This is a genomic window from Serratia sp. C2(1) (genome assembly GCF_036352655.1).
In the GTDB taxonomy this organism is placed as follows: domain Bacteria; phylum Pseudomonadota; class Gammaproteobacteria; order Enterobacterales; family Enterobacteriaceae; genus Serratia; species Serratia inhibens.
Window position 1 is genome coordinate 87,942 of the sequence record NZ_JAZFBA010000004.1, and the last position, 20,193, is coordinate 108,134.

A 20,193-nucleotide genomic window follows, 5' to 3' on the forward strand; every position below is an offset into this window, starting at 1 on the left:
ACACCTCGATAGTGACTGATAAAAATGGAGCTAACAAAAAATAGCGGCTAATCATAGCTCACCATGGCTCCTTTGAGAATGCCGATGTGTTTTCATCCACCTGGCGCGGCACATTTTCTAACGTCCAGTGTGCTATAGCCCAGCTCAATAATAACGACAGGTCAAGATCTTGCCAGCTTTCCGGCAGCGGTTGACGCAGAAATTTCAGCGCGGCGATCAACACCGGGCGCGGATCGCCTTCGGGCAGCGCGGGCGCATGATTTTGTTTCGACAACTTGATGCCGTTTGCACCCCGCGCCAGCGGCAGATGCACATAGGCGGGGACCGGCGCCTGCAACTGATGATACAGCGCAATCTGGCGCACCGTCGGTTCAATCAGATCGGCGCCGCGCACGATTTCGGTCACGCCCTGGAAATGATCGTCAACCACCACTGCCAAATTATAGGCAAACAACCCATCGCGTCGGCGAATGATAAAATCTTCCCGCGCCAGAGCCGGCTCGGCCTGCAACTCGCCCTGAAGGCGATCGTGAAAGGCGTAAACCGGTGCGGATTGACGTAAACGGATCGCGGCGCTCTGTGGGCCAAGATGCAAATCACGGCAGTGGCCGTCATACAGACCGCCAATTTGCTGGATACGACTGCGGGTGCAATTGCAGAAATAGCTAAGCCCCTGTTGTTGCAGCTGATCCAGGGTTGCGCGGTAGGCTTCGTGACGTTGGGACTGATAGATGACCTGGCCGTCCCAGAGGAGACCATAACGTTCCAGTGCGGATAAGATACGGACGGCCGCACCGGCGACTTCGCGCGGGGGATCAATATCTTCAATGCGAACCAGCCACTGCCCGCGTTGGGCACGAGCCTGGAGGTAGCTTCCCAGAGCGGCAATCAGCGAGCCGAAATGCAGATCTCCGGAAGGCGATGGGGCAAAGCGCCCCACATAATGACGTTCTTGCATATCAGAGGGGAAATCTTCCCTTTTCTCTGTGCGGCGCACGTTGGAGCGTGCGCCACAGCGGTAACATACTCGTTATGCTTGAAACTGCCTCTGTGTTGGCTACGCCTGCTTACCCAAATCACTTGACTTCTGTAAGCTCATCGGGATGCACATTCTTGCCGCCGTGATGCAGCTCCAATCATTTAGAGTAACTGTATTAGCCGGCCATCTGCTTTTCGCGGATTTCTGCCAGGGTCTTGCAGTCGATGCACAAATCGGCAGTCGGACGCGCTTCAAGGCGACGAATGCCAATCTCCACGCCGCAGGATTCGCAGTAGCCGAAATCTTCGTCTTCTACTTTCTTCAGCGTTTTCTCGATCTTTTTGATCAGTTTGCGTTCACGGTCGCGGTTACGCAGTTCAAGGCTGAACTCTTCTTCCTGTGCGGCACGATCTACCGGATCCGGGAAGTTGGCCGCTTCGTCTTGCATATGCGATACAGTACGGTCCACTTCGTCCCTGAGCTGGTTGCGCCACGCTTCAAGAATAAGCTTGAAATGCTTCAACTGGGCGACGTTCATGTACTCTTCGCCCGGCTTCTCTTGGTACGGCTCCACCCCAGCGATGGCGAGAATGCTCAAGGACGAGGTTTTACGGGTTTGCCCTTCTTGCATGTTGCTTCTCCTACATACACACGCACTATCGAATCCCCAATGCGGGGGAAAAACAGGCCGCTATAAATAACAGATGGGAGGTAGGTTGGCAATTATTCCTGTCGCCTGCTTGACAATGGTGTGAAGGAAGGCGTATTTGGCGACGCGATGACCGGTTGTTGAATTATGGGTGCCCGGTGCCGCTAATCGATAAAAAACGGTAACTTATCGCAGAGAGATATACCGTCAGGTGATAATTTAGCCCCATAACAAACAACTTCTACTCCCAACTGCCGAACCTGTGCCAACAGTGCCGCATAACGCTCATCTATATGATGTGCCGGTGCGACCTGTCCGATTCCGCTATGTAACACGGCAAAAAACAAAACCGCCCGTTGCCCGCTTTCAACCACACAGAGCAACTCACGCAAGTGCTTTTGTCCTCTGAGCGTTACCGCATCAGGGAAGTAACCACGTTGTTGTTGCAGTAATGTGACTGACTTAACTTCAATATAGCAGTTAACCCTGTTTTCTGCCTGTAATAACAAATCGATACGGCTGTTTTCACTGCCATATTTTACTTCGCCGCTGATTTTACTGTAACCGGATAATTCATTGATTAAATTCCGTTCAATGGCTTCGCGCACCAATCCGTTGGCGCGCAGGGTGTTGACGCAGATCCAATCCCCTTGTTGGGTGTGCGTCAGCTCCCAGCTATGGGCATATTTGCGCTTGGCGTTATCCGAAGTGGAATACCAAACGGTGTCGCCTGGGGTGGCGCAGCCGGTCATGGCCCCGGTGTTGGCGCAGTGCAGGGTGAAGGTTTCGCCTTCTGGGGTGATCACGTCGGCCAGAAAACGTTTGTAACGTTTAATCAGCGTGGCGCAACGCAGCGGTGGGGTGAAAATCATGGGGTATCCTGATGGGCTAAAGGCCATTGTTCAAGCGGGTGATAACGCGTGCGGCCGTTCTCAAATACCGACTGGTACAGGGCGAAGGCGTCAGCGCTGAAGGTCCAGCCGGGCGTTGCGGGTGGAACGGCTACCGGTTGCGTCGCAGAGCGCAGCAGGGTGATATGCGGATGAAACGGCATCGGGCTTTGGTAGCAACCGCTGCGGGCCGCTTGCGATCGCAACAATTCGGCAAGCTGCAAGACCCCTCGCGGTGCGCGGCGCGTGCCAAGCCACACTACGCCAGGGCGCGGCCAGTGGCCAAGATCGTCCAGCACCATGCTGAACCCGGGTTGGCTAATGCGGCCGGCCAACTTTTTCAGCGCCGTTTCCTTTTGCGCGCTGACGTCACCGAGAAACGCCAGCGTCAGATGCAGGTTAGCCGCGGCGACCGGCCGACCGGCTTCGGGCGTGAAGGCTTCGGCGCGCCAGCGGATCACCTGTTGCTGTAGCGCATCAGGCAAGGTCAGGGCGAAAAACAGGCGGCGCGAACTGGACATAGATACCCGGCAAGTGAATGAAACGCAGAGTCTAATGCTACAATGTGCGCCGCCCAATGTTAACCACCACGGAGAGTTCTGTGTCTTCACTGCCCGTCAGTGCGGTTCTTGATGAATTGCTCACTGCGCTGCAATCCGCCCCGCAGGTGTTGCTGCACGCGCCCACCGGCGCCGGTAAATCGACCTGGTTGCCGTTGCAGATCCTGGCGAAAGCCGGGTTGCCGGGCCGCATCATCATGCTGGAGCCGCGCCGGTTGGCGGCGAAAAACGTGGCGTATCGGTTGGCGCAACAGTTGGGAGAAGAGCCGGGCCAGACCGTGGGTTACCGCATGCGCGCCGAAAGCAAGAGCGGGCCGCATACCCGGCTGGAGGTGGTAACCGAAGGCATTCTCACCCGTATGCTGCAGCAGGACGCCGAGCTGCAGGGCGTCTCGCTGGTGATCCTCGATGAATTCCATGAACGCAGCCTGCAGGCCGATCTGGCATTGGCGCTATTGCTGGACGTGCAACAGGGGCTGCGAGACGATCTCAAACTGCTTATTATGTCGGCGACGCTGGATAACGCCCGTATGACACAGTTGCTGCCGCAAGCGCCGGTGGTGGTGTCCGAAGGACGCAGCTTCCCGGTCGAACGCCAATATCAGCCATTGGCCAGTCATCAACGGCTGGAAGACGGTGTGGCGGCGGCAGTGAAACGTCTGCTGTCCGAACAGGGCGGCTCGCTGCTGCTGTTCCTGCCCGGCGTGGCGGAAATCAATCGGGTGCTGGAGCGGCTGAACGGTGACGTGGCGGCCGATACCGATCTGTGCCCGCTGTATGGCGCCTTGCCGCTGGCGCAGCAGCAAAAAGCGATTCAGCCGTCGCCGGCCGGGCGACGTAAGGTGGTGCTGGCGACCAACATCGCAGAAACCAGCCTGACCATCGGAGGTATTCGGCTGGTGGTGGACAGCGGGCTGGAGCGCGTGGCGCGTTATGACGTGCGTAACGGCCTGACGCGGCTGGTGACGCAGCGCATCAGCCAGGCGTCGATGATCCAGCGCGCCGGCCGTGCCGGGCGCTTGGAGCCGGGTATTTGCTGGCACCTGTTTGCCAAAGAGCAGGCTGAACGCGCAGCGGAACACGCCGAACCGGAAATCCTGCAAAGCGATCTCGCCGGTTTCTGGCTGGAGCTGTTGCAGTGGGGCTGCCATGACGTTGGGCAACTGACCTGGCTCGATCGGCCGTCGGAAACGGCGCTGGCGGCGGCAAAAAGGCTGCTGCAGCGTCTCGGTGCCACCGACGACGCCGATAAATTAACCGCTCGGGGCCGACAGATGGCTATGCTGGGCTGTGAACCCCGGCTGGCGGCGATGCTGACCTACGGCACCGAGCAGGGAGCGGATGGATTGGCGACCGCTGCTGCGCTGGCGGCGTTGCTGGAAGAGCCTCCGCGCAACGGACAGATGGATATCGGCTACTGGCTGAGCCGTCCGCAGCCGAATTGGCAGCGTCGCGCCGCCCAGTTAGCGCGGCGTTTGCCGCTGCGCAGCGGGCAGATTGACGTCGAGATGGCTCCGCGCCTGCTGGCGTTGGCGTTTACCGATCGCATCGCCCAGCGGCGGGGTCAGGACGGCCGTTACCTGCTGGCCAATGGTATGGGGGCGGCGATGAATCAGGATGAGGCGCTGTCGCGCGCGGCGTGGCTGATCGCGCCAAGCCTGCTGCAGGGCCACAACAGTCCCGATGCGCGCATTCTGCTGGCGCTGCCGGTGGAGATTGAGACGCTGGCGGCGCAACTGCCGGCGATCGTTTCCCAGCAGACCGCGGTGGAGTGGGATGAAGAAAAGGGCACGTTGCGCGCCTGGAAACGCCAGCAGATTGGCCGCCTGACGCTGCGGGCGCAGCCGTTGGCCAAACCGGCCGACGAAGAGTTGCAACTGGCGTTGCTCAATTGGGTTCGCGCTCAGGGGATCGCGGTGCTCAACTGGGATACCGCCGCCGAACAGCTGCGTCTGCGTTTGCAGTGTGCGCAAAATTGGTTGCCGGAAGCCGCCTGGCCGCCGGTCGATGACGCGTCGCTGCTGGATCGGCTGGAGCAATGGTTGCTGCCTTCCCTGAGCGGCGTACGCGATATGCGCGGGCTGAAGCAGGTCAACATCGCCGAAGCCCTTGCGCGCCTGCTGGACTGGCAGCAAAAGCAGCGGCTGGATAATGCGTTGCCCACTCATTACACTGTGCCGACCGGCAGCCGTTTGCCGATTCGCTATGATGCCGGCAAACTGCCGGCGCTGGCGGTGCGTTTACAGGAAGTGTTCGGTGAACAGCGCAGCCCAATGCTGGCCGAGGGTCGCATCCCGGTGGTGCTTGAGTTACTCTCACCGGCACACCGGCCGCTGCAAATCACCGGCGATCTGGCTGCGTTTTGGCAAGGTGCCTACCGGGAAGTGCAGAAAGAGATGAAAGGGCGCTACCCGAAGCACGTGTGGCCGGATGATCCGGCGAATACCGCCCCCACGCGGCGCACGAAAAAATATCAGTAACCCCCGTCATACTTGACGCCGCATCGGTGTTGGCTGTGCTATTCGGCCCATCCAGGGGCCTCACCCCTGACGGGGCCGCTGCAAGCAGCGTTCAAATCTGCTCCCGGCAGATTTGTCGCTTACCCGAATCACTTACTGGAGTAAGCTCATCGGGATAAGCTCTCTTGCCGCGTTACTCGGCACAGCCTCGCCCCGTTGGGGCCAGCGCAGGCGCTGTTCAACAAAACCCTTGGTTTTGTTGTGATGCAACGCCAATTATTTAGGGGGAGAATTCAGATGTTTCTTCTGTTCAGCGGCCTGGCGTCGGGACAGATTAAGCGACTAATAATGGCCGGCAGTGCCGCCAAGTCTGGAGAATGACAGCAATGGCTGGGGATGACCGCGAGCCCATCGGGCGCAAAGGGAAACAACCGAAACGCACCGCGTCGGGCAAGCCGCCGCGCCGTCGCCGAGACGACGATTATGATGATTACGAGGAAGACGAGCAGCAAGATGATGAATATGAAGACGAGGAGGAAAGCGTGCCGCGTAAGGTAAAAGCGACTCCGCCGCGTAAAAAACGCCGTTGGCTTGGCCTGCTTATCAAACTGATTCTGGTGGTCGCGGTTCTGTTGGCGATCTACGGCGTGTACCTGGATTCGCAGATCCGCAGCCGCATTGACGGCAAGGTCTGGCAGTTGCCGGCAGCGGTCTATGGCCGCATGGTCAACCTGGAACCGGGCATGCCGTACAGCAAAAAGGAAATGGTCGATCTGCTGGAGGGCATGCAATACCGTCAGGTTAGCCGTATGACCCGTCCGGGCGAATTTACCGTGCAGGCCAACAGCATCGAGATGCTGCGCCGCCCGTTTGACTTCCCGGATGGTAAAGAGGGGCAGATCCACGCCCGCCTGGATTTCCAGAACAACCGTTTGGCGAAAATCGAGAACATGGAGAACCAGCGTAACTTCGGGTTCTTCCGTCTCGATCCGCGCCTGATCACCATGTTGCAGTCACCGAACGGCGAGCAGCGTCTGTTCGTGCCGCGCGCCGGTTTCCCGGACCTGCTGGTGGATACGCTGATTGCCACCGAAGACCGTCATTTCTACGAGCATGACGGCATCAGCCCGTACTCCATCGGCCGTGCGGTGCTGGCGAACCTGACCGCCGGGCGCGCGGTGCAGGGCGGCAGTACCCTGACGCAGCAGTTGGTGAAGAACCTGTTCCTGACCAACGAACGCTCGCTGTGGCGCAAGGCCAACGAAGCCTATATGGCGCTGTTGGTAGATTACCGTTACAGCAAGGACCGTATTCTTGAGCTGTATCTGAACGAGGTGTACCTCGGCCAGAGCGGCAGTGACCAGATCCGCGGTTTCCCGTTGGCCAGCCTGTATTACTTCGGCCGTCCGGTGGATGAACTGAGCCTGGATCAACAAGCGTTGCTGGTGGGGATGGTGAAAGGGGCGTCGCTGTATAACCCGTGGCGCAACCCGACGCTGGCGCTGGAGCGCCGTAACCTGGTGCTCAAGCTGTTGCAAAACCAGGGAGTGATTGACGCCGAGCTGTACAACATGCTCAGCGCACGGCCACTGGGCGTGCAGCCGAAAGGTGGGGTGATCACGCCGCAGCCGGCGTTTATGCAGATGGTGCGTCAGGAACTGCAGGCCAAGCTGGGCGACAAGGTGAACGACCTGTCCGGAGTGAAAATCTTCACTACGCTGGATCCGGTTTCTCAGGATGCGGCGGAAAAAGCGGTCGAAGACGGCATTCCGGCGCTGCGTGCCGCCCGCCACGTAAAAGATCTGGAAGCGGCGATGGTGATTGTCGATCGCTTCAGCGGTGAGGTGCGCGCCATGGTCGGCGGTGCCAATCCGCAGTTCGCCGGTTTTAACCGTGCGATGCAGGCGCGCCGCCTGGTGGGATCGCTGGCCAAGCCGCCAACCTACTTGACCGCGCTTTCCGAACCGGACAAATACCGCCTGAATACCTGGCTGGCGGACCAGCCGCTGTCGCTGAAACAACCGAATGGCAGCCTGTGGCAACCGAACAACTACGATCGCAAATTCCGCGGACAGGTGATGCTGGTGGATGGCCTGGCCTTCTCGCTCAACGTGCCGACGGTGAATCTGGGCATGGCGGTCGGGCTGGATCAAATCAGCGCCACCTTGCAGCGCCTGGGTATTCCGAAAGCGGAAATCAATCCGGTGCCTTCGATGTTGCTGGGGGCGATTGGCCTGACGCCGATGGAAGTGGCGCAGGAATACCAAACCATCGCCAGCGGCGGTAACCGTGCGCCGCTGTCTGCGGTGCGTTCGGTGATCGCGGAAGACGGTTCGGTGCTGTACCAGAGCTTCCCGCAGGCGGAACGCATGGTACCGGCTCAGGCCGCTTACCTGACGTTGTACGCGATGCAACAGGGCGTAGCGCGCGGAACCTCCCGTTCTCTGTCGGTGAAGTTCCCCAACTACAACCTGGCGGCGAAAACCGGTACCACCAACGATCTGCGCGACAGCTGGTTTGCCGGTATCGACGGTAAAGAAGTGGCTATCGCCTGGGTTGGCCGTGATAACAACGGCCCGGCCAAGCTGACCGGTGCCAACGGTGCGCTGACGCTTTATCGCCGCTACCTGGAAAACCAGACGCCGCTGCCGCTGATGTTGCAGCCGCCGGAAGGCATCAACCAGATTGGCATCGACGCCGGCGGTAACTTTGTCTGTGGCGGCGGTGGGCGTAGCATCCCGGTGTGGACTGATAATCCGCAAGGGTTGTGCCAGGCGAGCCAGGCTGCTCAGCAGCAGCAGCAACAACAGCAGCAACAGGCGGGTGAGCAAAAAGACGGTGACGGCGTTGCCGGCTGGATCAAGGACATGTTCGGCCAAGGGCAGTAAATTGGCGAGCGGCTAATCCCCGTGGCAGAAAGGTTTTTTGTTGCAGGCCCGTAACGTCAGTTGCGGGCTTTTTTATTTTGCGCGCTTTATTTCCATTCGGTTAATGCGGCTAAATGCTGAATCCCCACCTATTTACTGGCTGAATTCGACTTGCAGTTTAATTTGGCTTCTGCATAAAATGCGTCGCTTATAATAATTATTATCGTTTACATTCGTTATCAAATAATTCATCAGAGAAAACACCTATGCCGACCAAGCGTCCAACTTCATCACGGGCCATGAAGGGCCGTTCTCCCGTTAGTGGGTTAGCGATCACTATCGCTACCGCGCTGGGTACGCTGGCGATGCCGGCATTTTCTGCCGAAGCCAATTCGCCAGCCAGGGAAGACACCCTTACCGTGGTGGGCAGCAGCCAGCCGCAACAGGAAAGTGCCTGGGGGCCGGTCGGCACCTACGTGGCCAAGCACAGCGCCACCGGTACCAAAACCGATACGCCGATTGAAAAGAATCCGCAGTCGGTTTCCGTGGTCACGCGTGAAGAGATGGACATGCGCCAGCCGGATACGGTGAAAGGCGCGCTGGCTTATGCGCCAGGGGTTTATGCGAGCCGCGGCAGCTCCACCACCTATGATTCGGTGGCCATTCGCGGTTTCCCGGCGGTGAATACCAACCAGTATCTGGACGGCCTGCGCCTGCAGGGCGACAACTATAGCGAAGCTTCGGTCGATCCTTATTTCCTCGAGCGAGCGGAGCTGCTGCGCGGCCCGGTATCGGTGCTGTACGGCAAGAGCAGCCCGGGTGGGCTGGTGGCGATGGTCAGCAAGCGGCCAACCACCGAACCGCTGCACGAAATTCAGTTCAAAATGGGCACCGACAATCTGTTCCAGACCGGCTTTGACTTCAGCGATGCGCTGGATGATAACGGCGTCTATTCCTACCGTTTGACCGGCCTGGCGAAAGACAGCGATGCGCAGCAGAACATGGCGAAAGAGAAGCGCTATGCGATTGCGCCGTCATTCAGTTGGCGGCCGGATGACAGGACCAACTTGACGCTGTTGGCCAATATCCAAAACGATCCCTACACCGGCTTCTACGGCTGGTTGCCGAAGCAGGGCACGCTAATTCCGCTGCCGGATGGCAGCAAGCTGCCAACCAGTTTCAACGACGGTGAAGCGAGCAATTACTTTGCGCGCAAGCAGCGCATGATCGGCTATAGCTTCGAACATGCGTTCAACGACACCTGGGCGGTGCGCCAGAACCTGCGTTACATGCAGCTGGAAAGCGACATGAAGAGCATCTATGGCAGCGGCGTTAGCGCGACGGCGCCGACCACGCTGAACCGCGCCTATGTACAGTCGAAGGAGCATCTGAACAGCTTCTCGGTGGATACGCAGGCGCAGGCCCGGTTGAAAACCGGCGATGTCGACCACACCCTGCTGTTTGGCGTCGACTACTCGCGCATGCGCAATGACATCAACTCCGGCTTCGGTTCTGCGAGCAGCCTGAGCATGACCGATCCGCAATACGGCAACGACGGCACCAACGTGACTTTCCCGTATAACTACCTGAACCGTCAGGAACAGACGGGTTTGTACGTGCAGGAGCAGGGCGAGTGGAACCAATGGTTGCTGACGCTGGGCGGCCGTTATGACTGGGCCAAAACCTCGGCCAATAACCGCATCGATAATTACACCAACGAACGCTCGGACGGCCAGTTCACCTGGCGCGGCGGTCTGAACTATCTGTTCGATAACGGTATCACGCCGTATTTCAGCTACAGCGAGTCATTTGAACCGACGCTGGACACCTCCGCGAACGGGCAGACGTTTATCCCGTCGATTGGCAAGCAGTATGAGGCCGGCGTGAAATACGTGCCGAAGGATCGTCCTGTCGTCCTGACCGGGGCGCTGTACCAGTTGACCAAAAACAACAACCTGACGCCGGACCCGGATAACGCGCAGTTCAGCGTTCAGAGCGGCGAGATCCGCTCGCGCGGCGTAGAGCTGGAGGCCAAGGCGGCGTTGAACGCCAACGTCAACCTGATCGCTTCCTACACCTACACCGACGCGAAATACACCAAGGACAACACTTATCAGGGCAAGCCAACCACCGAGATCCCTAAACATATGGCCTCGCTGTGGGCGGACTACAGCTTCCACGAAACGGCCGTCAGCGGCCTGACGTTGGGCTCCGGCGTGCGCTATGTGGGGTCCAGCTCATCCTTTAACAGTGACAACAGCACCTTTAAAGTACCGGATTACACGCTGGTGGATGCGACCATCAAATACGATCTGGCGCGTTTTGGCCTGCCGGGCTCATCCGTTGGCGTCAATATCAACAACCTGTTTGACAAGACTTACGTTTCAAGCTGCTATCGCGACTACGCCTGCTATTGGGGCGCAGAACGTCAGGTGGTCGCCACCGCAACCTTCCGCTTCTAACCGGATAATCGGGGCGGCGGCTCGCCGCTCCGAACAGAATAGGGCCTATGCAGGATAAACACCTCGATCACGACGCCACCTTCGCGTTAGACAACGTCAGTTTTGCCGTTCCCGGCCGTGTGCTGTTGCAACCGCTGTCGCTGACCTTTCCTCAGGGCAAAGTCTGCGGGTTGATTGGCCACAATGGTTCCGGCAAATCCACCTTGCTGAAAATCCTTGGCCGCCACCAGAACCCGACTGCCGGCAGCGCGCAGCTTAACCGACGCCCGCTGGCGCAATGGGACAGCAAAGCCTTCGCGCGTCAGGTCGCCTATCTGCCCCAGCAACTGCCTGCCGCAGAAGGCATGACGGTACGCGAGCTGGTGGCGATCGGCCGCTATCCGTGGCACGGCGCGCTGGGCCGCTTTGGCGTGCACGACCGCGAACAGGTGGAAGAAGCGATAGCGCTGGTTGGCCTGAAGCCCTTCGCCAACCGCCTGGTGGACAGCCTGTCCGGCGGCGAGCGCCAACGCGCCTGGCTGGCGATGATGGTGGCGCAGGACAGCCGTTGCCTGCTGTTGGACGAGCCGACCTCCGCGCTGGACATTGCGCACCAGGTTGAGGTGTTGGCGCTGATTCAACGTCTGAGCCATGAACGTGGCCTGACGGTGATCGCGGTGCTGCACGACATCAACATGGCGGCGCGCTACTGCGACCATTTGGTGGCGTTGCGCGGCGGCGAGATGATTGCGCAGGGTGCCCCGCTGGAGCTGATGCAAGGCCCGGTGCTGGAGCAAATTTATGGTATTCCAATGGGCACGCTGGCGCATCCGAGCGGCGGTGCACCGGTGAGTTTTGTCTACTGATGTCCGCTTCCTCCGATTTTCAACACGATCCCGTACGTCGCCGCCTGCTGACCGCCATGGCGCTGTCGCCGCTGCTGTTTTCTCTCCCGGGGCGCGCGGCGGTGACACCGCCCGATCTCACGCGCATCGTGGCGCTGGAATGGCTGCCGATTGAGCTGCTGCTGGCGCTGGGCGTTACGCCGCTGGCGGTGGCGGATATCCATAACTACAACCTGTGGGTGGAAGAGCCGAAAATGCCGGCGTCGGTGGTCGACGTGGGCCAACGCACCGAACCGAACCTGGAGTTGCTGCAGCAATTGCAGCCTTCGCTGATGCTGCTGTCAAAGGGCTACGGGCCAACGCCGCAAAAACTGGCTCCCATAGCGCCGACGATGAGTTTTGGCTTCAACGACGGCAGCGGAAAACCCCTGACGGTGGGGCGGAGTTCGTTGCAGCAACTGGCACAGCGGCTGGGGCTTGAGGCGCGCGCTGAACAGCATCTGATGCAGTTCGACCGGTTTATTCAGGATGCACGCCAGCGTCTGCATTCTTACACCAGACAGCCGCTGTTGTTGTTCTCCTTGCTGGATACGCGGCATGTGCTGATTATCGGCCAGAAAAGCCTGTTCCAGGAGGTGATGGATCAGCTTGGCATCCACAATGCCTGGGAAGGGGAAACCAACTTCTGGGGCACGGCGGTCGTGGGCATTGAACGTTTGATTACGGTGAAAAATGCGCGGGCGATTTATCTCGACCACGGCAATCAGGCGATGATGGAAAAAGTCAGCTCGACACCGCTGTGGCAGGCTTTGCCCTTTGTGCGTCAGAACCAACTGCGGCAGGTGCCGGCGGTCTGGTTCTACGGCGCGACGCTGTCGGCGATGCGTTTTTGCCATCTGCTGGAGCAGACGCAGGAGAGCTATTCATGAGCGCGCGCATCCGGGTATTACCGCTGACGTTGATCTTGGTATTGCTGGCGACGGCGGGCGGCTTGACGATCTGCAACCTGTTGCAACAGTTGCCTTGGGCGTTGTGGGCGCAGGCGCTGAGCGCGCCGAATCACGACGATGTACGTCAGATGCTGTTCCATTACAGCCTGCTGCCACGGCTGTCGGTCTCCCTGTTGGCCGGCGCCGGTCTGGGGCTGGTCGGCGTGCTGTTCCAGCAGGTGTTGCGCAATCCGTTGGCGGAGCCGGCGACGCTGGGGGTATCCGCCGGGGCGCAGCTCGGCTTGACCATCGCCACCTTGTGGATGCTGCCGGGCGGTGAGATGACCCGCCAACTGGCGGCAATGGCCGGGGCGATCCTGGTCGGCGGGCTGGTGTTCGGCGTGGCCTGGGGCAAACGCATGTCGCCGGTGACGCTGATTCTGGCCGGTCTGGTGCTGGGGCTGTACTGCGGTGCGGTCAACAGCCTGTTGGCGCTGTTTAATTACGATCAGCTGCAGGGATTGTTCTTGTGGAGCACCGGGGCGTTGAACCAGCAGGACTGGAGCACTGCGCAATTTATCCTGCCGCGCCTGGCGGTGGCCGGGTTGTTGGCGCTGCTGCTGTTGCGCCCGTTGACGTTGCTGGGGTTGGACGACGGCGTGGCGCGCAATTTGGGGCTGGGGTTGTCGATGGCGCGTTTTTGCGCGCTGGCGGTGGCGATTATCTTCAGCGCGATGCTGGTGAATGCGGTGGGCGTGATCGGTTTTATCGGTCTGTTTGCCCCCTTAATGGCGAAAATGCTGGGGGCGCGTCGGCTGGCTCACCGCATGATGCTGGCGCCGTTGCTGGGCGCTTTGCTGCTGTGGCTGACCGATCAGGTGATGATTTGGCTGACGCAGGTTTGGCGTGAGATCCCGACCGGAGCGGCGACCGCGCTGTTTGGCGCTCCGCTGTTGCTGTGGCTGTTGCCGCGCCTGCGTAGCGCCGCCACGCCGCCGCCGATGAACCTGGGCGACAAGGTACCGGCCGAACGCGGCCACCTGTTGAGCTGGGTGACGCTGGCGGGGGCTGTGCTGCTGGTTGGTATTGCCGTGGCGCTGATGTTCGGGCAGAACGCCGCTGGCTGGCACTGGAGCTACGGTGCAGAACTGGAGTCATTGATGCCGTGGCGTTGGCCGCGCGTGTTGTCCGCCTTGGCGGCGGGCATGATGCTGGCGGTGGCCGGCACCTTAATCCAAAAGCTGACCGGCAACCCGATGTCCAGCCCGGAAGTGCTCGGGATCAGCTCCGGCGCGGCCTTTGGCGTGGTGGTGATGCTGTTTATCGTACCGGGCGATGCCTTCGGCTGGTTGCTGCCTGCAGGCAGCCTGGGGGCGGCGGCGACGTTGCTGGTGATTATGGTCGCCGCCGGTCGCGGCGGTTTTTCTACCGAACGTATGCTGTTGGCCGGCATCGCGCTCAGCACGGCGTTTACCACCACCATTTTCCTGCTGCTGGCCAGCGGCGATCCGCGCATGGGCGGGCTGCTGACCTGGATTTCCGGTTCGACCTATTCGGTGACGTCGGAGCAGGCGATCCGTACCGCAGCCATTGCGGCAACGCTGATAGTGCTGGCGCCGCTGTGCCGCCGTTGGCTGACCATTCTGCCGCTGGGCAGCGCGACCGCCCGCTCGGTGGGTATTGCGCTGACGCCGGTGCGGGTGGTGATTCTGCTGCTGGCCGCCACGCTGACCGCCATGGCGACCTTGACCGTGGGGCCGCTGAGCTTTATCGGCCTGATGGCGCCGCATATGGCGCGCATGCTGGGCTTCCGCCGCGCGTTACCGCAGATGGTGATTGCCGCACTGTTGGGCGGCCTGCTGATGGTGTTCGCCGACTGGTGCGGCCGGATGGTGATGTTCCCGTATCAAATCCCCGCCGGGCTGCTGGCGACCTTTATCGGGGCGCCGTATTTCGTTTACCTGCTGCGTAAACAAACTTCGTAACCGTCATTGCAACGCCCGTTTCTGCCATCAAAGGCTCAGCATTGCGGTAATGCCGGTCAGTTAGCGTTTTTCTGAAGGTGTTGTGAAGTTTTCGGTCGATAAAGGTGAGATGTACCATGAGATTCTCGCGCCTCGACCGAGCAAGGGGCCGTAAGCCGCGGCCCCTTGCAACCCGCGCCTTTGCCCTGTCAGACGGTTGGCTGCGCCAACGCCCCTCCCTCCGTTACAGCGCATCACGGCCGGCTACGACAGGCGTCCCTGCCTGTCTCGCCTGAAACCGCCGTCCATGGCGGTTTCGCCTATGCGCCGCTCCTGCGTTCGGCGTCTTCAAGGGCGCCCAACACCCTGCTCATCTCACTATTTTCACTGTCTTTCATAATGCAATATCAAACGGAAGGGACACGTTGCCCGGTGGAAGCGAAACTAACAGGGAGGTTTGTCGTAGCCGACCCGCCCGGCAACGCGGGTGCAGCGGGGGTATTCGCGCAGCGGACAGACGATGTTAAGCGAGGGCGCGGGTGAAGGGGCCGCACCTTCGGCCCCTTCAATTGCCGTTCATTGTGGTAGCAGAGAAATTCGGGGCATTTACGGCCATTCCTCCTGCACGGAACGCACAGAGATTGGATAAAAAAATGCCAGTCAGGCTTAAGTGACCGGCATTATGGCATTGCTGGGTTTTTTTCTGCTTTCAGGCTGTTGCAAGGCGTTGCGCATCAATGCGCAGAAACGGAATTCAGAACGGAAAGAGGCGGTGGAACTGAGACGGAGATCAATATACTGCGTGCGGGTGCTCAGGATCTTTCGTCCTGAGCCTGAGCAAGGGACAGAAAGAGAAAAGCCCCGAGTCGATATTTATCAACCCGAGGCCAACTCTAACGCCAGACAACGTTAGGTTAGCTTCTTACCCGCCGTGAGGCAAGGAGAAGGAGGCATGATGCCGGACAAACGGAGTGTAGTAAAACTGGTCGTTATTTGTGCCACGGTAATATCATTGGTATGGATAACACGCAGCAAGATTTGTGAGCTGCGTATCAGATCGGGCAACACGGAGGTTGCGGCCATTTTGGCTTACGAATCCAAACGGTAAGGCCACTCAACGGCGGGAGCTTTGCTCCCGCCCATGGGGTGTTTGCGCGTTGATCCATGAGCACCCACCCGATAAAACAAAAACGGCGAGCCAAGGCTCGCCGTTTTTCATGTCGATGCGCAGGCTTATTTCAGGCCGGCGGCATCGCGCAGCAATTCTGCCTTGTCGGTCGCTTCCCAAGGGAAGTGCTCACGACCGAAGTGGCCGTAGGCGGCGGTTTCGCGGTAGATCGGTTGCAGCAGGTCCATCATCTGGATCAGGCCGTATGGGCGCAGATCGAAGAACTCGCGCACCAGCAGGGTCAACTGTTCGGTAGGCACTTTCTCGGTACCGAAGGTTTCCACCATGATGGAGGTTGGCTCTGCCACGCCGATGGCGTAGGAAACCTGGATCTCGCAGCGGTCGGCCAGGCCGGCAGCAACGATGTTCTTCGCCACGTAACGCGCCGCGTACGCCGCTGAACGGTCAACCTTGGACGGGTCCTTACCGGAGAACGCGCCGCCGCCGTGACGGGCCATACCGCCGTAGGTATCCACGATGATTTTACGCCCGGTCAGGCCGCAGTCGCCCATTGGGCCACCGATAACGAAACGGCCGGTCGGGTTGATGTGGTATTTGGTGCCGGCGCTCAGCCATTCGGTAGGCAGAACCGGCTTGATGATCTCTTCCATTACCGCTTCTTGCAGATCTTTCAGAGAGATATCTTCGGCATGCTGGGTGGACAACACCACTGCGTCGATGCCGACGATTTTGCCGTCGTCATACTGGAAAGTGACCTGGCTTTTTGCATCCGGACGCAACCACGGCAGGGTACCGTTTTTACGGACTTCGGCCTGGCGCTGCACCAGACGGTGTGCGTAGGTCACAGGTGCAGGCATCAATACTTCGGTTTCATTGGTGGCATAGCCAAACATCAGGCCCTGGTCGCCGGCACCCTGTTCCAGCGGATCGGTACGGTCAACGCCCTGATTGATATCCGGGGATTGCTTGCCGATGGCGCTCAGTACGGCACAAGAGTTGGCGTCAAAACCCATATCCGAATGAACATAGCCGATTTCACGCACGGTTTTACGGGTGATTTCTTCGATATCTACCCAAGCGCTGGTGGTGATTTCACCGCCGACCAGCACCATGCCGGTTTTCACGTAGGTTTCGCAGGCTACACGCGCTTTCGGATCTTGTTCCAGGATGGCGTCAAGGACGGCATCGGAGATCTGGTCGGCGATTTTATCGGGATGTCCTTCGGAGACGGATTCTGACGTGAATAGGTGTTTAGCCATTGTATTCTTTACCTTGCATAAGACGGGTTAGAAATTACTGCACAGCGCTGGAGATCCGGCATCAAAGCGAAGGGTCTTCCGCTGATGGCGCGAGATGCATCCTGCAACGCCCCTCAGGCAAAGCCGTTAAGCAGTTTCTCAGTCATGCCCGTCGCCTTTCAAGCCGCGACTTGAAATTCATAGGGCATAATAATCAGTATAGATGGATTAACATCTGGACGTCTATTTTAGGTCAGGCTTTAGCCGGATTGCCAGTATTTTTTTGTCGTTTCGCTCTTTTGCGCAAAGCCACCGGCGCCATTTTCATCGCTTGAAACAGTTTCCGGCGAATTTTCATTTTGCATTTTCCCCAGGTTATCGGTATAAACTGCGCGCGCGGCTCATTTGGTGCACAGCGTAGAGCAAAATGTGCAAGCTCCCGCTCATGGCTTTGATGGTCAGCCGCAGACGCCGACGCTTGGCGTCGCCGCTTCATAGAACGGTCACGTTCTTACACTATTAATAGAGGCTCAGTCGTTCATTCCGGGCGACGTGCGTGGAGGTGGTTGGATTAATGATCCGTTGTCTACCGGTTGTTGGTTCTCAACAGCAGTGCCGTTCTGGCGCACATTCTTCTGCTATTTCCCGTCTTGTCTCTACTCCACCTTCCAGGTGTGATAAACACTTGGGCGCTACTCAGGATTCTCGGGCCGGTTAACGGTCGTCTGAAGAACTGAACAAGGGTAGCCTGCAGCCTTCCTGTGGGATGTTTCTTGACCCGATTCACGAGGTTTGAACAGGGTGTCTTACAATTATATGAGTGATATCCCCTTCAGCTTTCACGCTGCAGCGTTGTTGCCTGCGCGCGCTCACCCCAGTCACTCAGCGGACCTGAGCTCCCGGGGATTTACGCGCTTGCCGCCTAGCTGCAACATGAATTCTTTTGGGTATAAACCGATCGCTGACCGCGAACGGCAGTTTTATTCGCTGCCGCAAGGGCGGTTTGTTGGGTTGTTCTCGCGGGTTGTAGCTGCGATAGTGGCTGACTGTATCGTCAGTACGGGATGTGAGGCGAGTAATGTCTGATGATCTGTTGATTCACCGTCCGCCAGCCGCGGGCGAACCTATATCTTTACGCTCCATGCAGGAGGTTGCCATGAATGACCGTGATGCCAGCAAGATGCTGCGCACTTATAACGTCGCCTACTGGGGCAACAATTATTATGACGTCAATGAACTGGGCCACATCAGCGTGTGCCCGGATCCGGACGTCCCGCAGGCGCGTGTCGATCTGGCTGAACTGGTGAAAGAACGTCGCAAAGACGGCCAGCGTCTGCCGGCGCTGTTCTGCTTCCCGCAGATCCTTCAGCATCGCCTGCGTTCGATTAACGCGGCATTCAAACGTGCGCGCGAGTCATTCGGCTATGAAGGCGGCTATTTCCTGGTTTACCCGATCAAGGTAAACCAGCATCGTCGCGTGATCGAATCCCTGGTCAACTCAGGCGAACCGCTGGGGCTGGAAGCCGGCTCCAAAGCCGAATTGATGGCGGTGCTGGCACATGCCGGCATGACCCGTTCGGTCATCGTTTGTAACGGCTATAAAGACCGCGAATATATTCGTCTGGCGCTGATCGGCGAAAAACTGGGGCACAAGGTGTACCTGGTGATCGAGAAGATGTCCGAGATCAACATGGTGCTGGAAGAAGCCGAGCGCCTGAACGTGGTGCCGCGTCTGGGCGTGCGTGCGCGTTTGGCGTCTCAGGGCTCCGGCAAATGGCAGTCGAGCGGCGGCGAGAAGTCCAAGTTCGGTCTGGCGGCCATTCAGGTCCTGAAGTTGGTAGAAACCCTGCGCGAAGCGGGGCGCCTCGACAGCCTGCAACTGCTGCATTTCCATCTGGGCTCGCAACTGGCCAATATTCGCGACATCGCCACCGGCGTGCGTGAATCGGCGCGTTTCTACGTTGAATTGCACAAGCTGGGCGTTAACATCCAGTGCTTCGACGTGGGCGGTGGTTTGGGCGTGGATTATGAAGGCACCCGTTCGCAGTCCGACTGTTCGGTGAATTACGGCCTGAACGAATACGCCAACAACGTGATTTGGGGCATCGGCGACGCTTGTAATGAGCACGGCCTGCCTCATCCGACGGTGATTACCGAATCCGGCCGTGCGGTCACCGCGCACCATACGGTGTTGGTGTCCAACGTGATCGGCGTTGAACGCAACGAATTCAGCGAGCCTCTGCCGCCGGCGGAAGATGCGCCGCGTGCGCTGGAAAGCATGTGGGAAACCTGGCAGGAGATGAACGAGCCGGAGAACCGCCGCTCGTTGCGCGAATGGCTGCACGACAGCCAAATGGACCTGCACGACGTTCACACCCAGTACGCTCACGGCATGCTGGATCTGACCAAGCGCGCCTGGGCCGAGCAGCTGTATCTGAACATCTGCAACAAGATCCAGCAGCAGCTTGATCCAAGCAACCGTGCGCACCGTCCGATCATCGACGAACTGCAAGAGCGTATGGCGGACAAGTTCTACGTCAACTTCTCGCTGTTCCAGTCCATGCCGGACGCCTGGGGTATCGATCAGCTGTTCCCGGTGCTGCCGCTGGAAGGATTGGATAAGCCGCCGGAAGGCCGCGCGGTGCTGCTGGACATCACCTGTGACTCCGACGGTACTATCGATCACTACATCGACGGCGACGGCGTGGCGACCACCATGCCAATGCCGCCGTACGATCCGGAAAACCCGCCGGCGCTGGGCTTCTTTATGGTTGGCGCCTACCAGGAAATCCTCGGCAACATGCACAACCTGTTCGGTGATACCGCCTCGGTTGACGTGTTCGTCTTCCCGGACGGTACGGTAGAAACCGAGTTGTCCGACGAAGGCGACACCGTTGCCGACATGCTGGAATACGTGCAGCTCGATCCGATCGCGCTGCTGGCCAAATTCCGCGATCAGGTGAAAGAAACCGATCTGGACGATGAACTGCAGGCGCAGTTCGTAGAAGAGTTCGAAGCCGGTTTGTATGGTTATACCTATCTGGAAGACGAGTAAGTAAGGGAGCGTGAAGGTGTGGTTCACCGTACTTTCACGCCACTCTTCTATACTGATACCGACGAGTGGTTGGAGTGATGCGCGGGCTTGAAGCGCGAACCAAATACGGCGATAATCTGCCGTATCAGCAGTACCGAAACAGACATCGTATCAATCCCTTTCTCGTCGGGCTAACGACGCGGGAGGGA

General features: G+C 59.0%; 13 protein-coding genes. 8 read left to right on the forward strand and 5 right to left on the reverse strand.

Annotated elements, in window-relative coordinates:
• Window positions 1-58 precede the first annotated feature (58 nt).
• From gluQRS to thpR, 4 genes are all read right to left on the reverse strand, one after another.
• Window positions 59-958 carry a tRNA glutamyl-Q(34) synthetase GluQRS gene (gene gluQRS, locus V2S86_RS20200; protein ID WP_330763868.1) on the reverse strand — a complete coding sequence of 300 codons (900 nt, stop codon included), beginning with the start codon at window positions 956-958 and terminating at the stop codon, window positions 59-61.
• A gap of 196 nt (window positions 959-1,154) precedes the next feature.
• Window positions 1,155-1,610, reverse strand: coding sequence for an RNA polymerase-binding protein DksA (gene dksA, locus V2S86_RS20205; protein WP_006321065.1), 456 nt, complete (start codon window positions 1,608-1,610; stop codon window positions 1,155-1,157).
• A 182-nt stretch (window positions 1,611-1,792) separates the two neighbouring features.
• Window positions 1,793-2,500, reverse strand: a complete 708-nt coding sequence (sfsA, locus tag V2S86_RS20210; protein WP_330763869.1) for a DNA/RNA nuclease SfsA — start codon at window positions 2,498-2,500, stop codon at window positions 1,793-1,795.
• Window positions 2,497-3,039 carry an RNA 2',3'-cyclic phosphodiesterase gene (thpR, locus tag V2S86_RS20215; RefSeq protein ID WP_006321061.1) on the reverse strand — a complete coding sequence of 181 codons (543 nt, stop codon included), beginning with the start codon at window positions 3,037-3,039 and terminating at the stop codon, window positions 2,497-2,499. The genes sfsA and thpR overlap by 4 nt, the downstream gene beginning before the upstream one ends.
• Before the next feature lie 56 nt (window positions 3,040-3,095).
• On the opposite strand from thpR, the gene hrpB reads away from it, so the two are divergent.
• The 7 genes from hrpB (at window position 3,096) to V2S86_RS20250 (ending at window position 15,691) form a co-directional block, all read left to right on the forward strand.
• Window positions 3,096-5,558, forward strand: coding sequence for an ATP-dependent helicase HrpB (hrpB, locus tag V2S86_RS20220; RefSeq protein WP_330763870.1), 2,463 nt, complete (start codon window positions 3,096-3,098; stop codon window positions 5,556-5,558).
• 365 nt (window positions 5,559-5,923) lie between these two features.
• A complete protein-coding gene (gene mrcB, locus V2S86_RS20225) occupies window positions 5,924-8,425 on the forward strand; it encodes a bifunctional glycosyl transferase/transpeptidase (RefSeq protein WP_330763871.1) in 2,502 nt (833 codons plus the stop codon).
• Window positions 8,426-8,670: 245 nt separating this feature from the next.
• Window positions 8,671-10,866 carry a ferrichrome porin FhuA gene (gene fhuA, locus V2S86_RS20230; protein ID WP_330763872.1) on the forward strand — a complete coding sequence of 732 codons (2,196 nt, stop codon included), beginning with the start codon at window positions 8,671-8,673 and terminating at the stop codon, window positions 10,864-10,866.
• Window positions 10,867-10,913: 47 nt separating this feature from the next.
• On the forward strand, window positions 10,914-11,711 hold the full coding sequence (gene fhuC / locus V2S86_RS20235) for a Fe3+-hydroxamate ABC transporter ATP-binding protein FhuC (protein WP_330763873.1): 798 nt from the start codon (window positions 10,914-10,916) through the stop codon (window positions 11,709-11,711).
• Window positions 11,711-12,619 (forward strand): Fe(3+)-hydroxamate ABC transporter substrate-binding protein FhuD, encoded by a 909-nt coding sequence (fhuD, locus tag V2S86_RS20240; protein ID WP_330763874.1) that lies wholly within the window; start codon window positions 11,711-11,713, stop codon window positions 12,617-12,619. Before fhuC ends, fhuD begins: the two co-directional genes overlap by 1 nt.
• The gene (fhuB, locus tag V2S86_RS20245; protein ID WP_330763875.1) at window positions 12,616-14,604 is read left to right on the forward strand and encodes a Fe(3+)-hydroxamate ABC transporter permease FhuB; all 1,989 of its coding nucleotides are present in this window, start codon (window positions 12,616-12,618) and stop codon (window positions 14,602-14,604) included. The genes fhuD and fhuB overlap by 4 nt, the downstream gene beginning before the upstream one ends.
• A 934-nt stretch (window positions 14,605-15,538) precedes the next feature.
• Complete coding sequence (locus tag V2S86_RS20250; RefSeq protein ID WP_013814445.1) at window positions 15,539-15,691, forward strand: Hok/Gef family protein; 153 nt, start codon at window positions 15,539-15,541, stop codon at window positions 15,689-15,691.
• Between the two features lie 125 nt (window positions 15,692-15,816).
• Here the strand turns inward: V2S86_RS20250 and metK are convergent, their stop codons facing one another.
• The gene (gene metK, locus V2S86_RS20255; protein WP_330763876.1) at window positions 15,817-16,971 is read right to left on the reverse strand and encodes a methionine adenosyltransferase; all 1,155 of its coding nucleotides are present in this window, start codon (window positions 16,969-16,971) and stop codon (window positions 15,817-15,819) included.
• Between the two features lie 1,057 nt (window positions 16,972-18,028).
• Here metK and speA point away from each other — a divergent pair.
• Window positions 18,029-20,005: a biosynthetic arginine decarboxylase gene (gene speA, locus V2S86_RS20260; RefSeq protein ID WP_330763877.1), complete on the forward strand. Its 1,977-nt coding sequence runs from the start codon at window positions 18,029-18,031 to the stop codon at window positions 20,003-20,005.
• Window positions 20,006-20,193: the final 188 nt, after the last annotated feature.

Coding starts and splice junctions, on each gene's coding strand:
- gluQRS (WP_330763868.1), bottom strand. CDS start 958: ATGCAAGAACGTCATTATGTGGGGCGCTTTGCCCCATCGCCTTCCGGA.
- dksA (WP_006321065.1), bottom strand. CDS start 1,610: ATGCAAGAAGGGCAAACCCGTAAAACCTCGTCCTTGAGCATTCTCGCC.
- sfsA (WP_330763869.1), bottom strand. CDS start 2,500: ATGATTTTCACCCCACCGCTGCGTTGCGCCACGCTGATTAAACGTTAC.
- thpR (WP_006321061.1), bottom strand. CDS start 3,039: ATGTCCAGTTCGCGCCGCCTGTTTTTCGCCCTGACCTTGCCTGATGCG.
- hrpB (WP_330763870.1), top strand. CDS start 3,096: ATGTTAACCACCACGGAGAGTTCTGTGTCTTCACTGCCCGTCAGTGCG.
- mrcB (WP_330763871.1), top strand. CDS start 5,924: ATGGCTGGGGATGACCGCGAGCCCATCGGGCGCAAAGGGAAACAACCG.
- fhuA (WP_330763872.1), top strand. CDS start 8,671: ATGCCGACCAAGCGTCCAACTTCATCACGGGCCATGAAGGGCCGTTCT.
- fhuC (WP_330763873.1), top strand. CDS start 10,914: ATGCAGGATAAACACCTCGATCACGACGCCACCTTCGCGTTAGACAAC.
- fhuD (WP_330763874.1), top strand. CDS start 11,711: ATGTCCGCTTCCTCCGATTTTCAACACGATCCCGTACGTCGCCGCCTG.
- fhuB (WP_330763875.1), top strand. CDS start 12,616: ATGAGCGCGCGCATCCGGGTATTACCGCTGACGTTGATCTTGGTATTG.
- V2S86_RS20250 (WP_013814445.1), top strand. CDS start 15,539: ATGCCGGACAAACGGAGTGTAGTAAAACTGGTCGTTATTTGTGCCACG.
- metK (WP_330763876.1), bottom strand. CDS start 16,971: ATGGCTAAACACCTATTCACGTCAGAATCCGTCTCCGAAGGACATCCC.
- speA (WP_330763877.1), top strand. CDS start 18,029: ATGTCTGATGATCTGTTGATTCACCGTCCGCCAGCCGCGGGCGAACCT.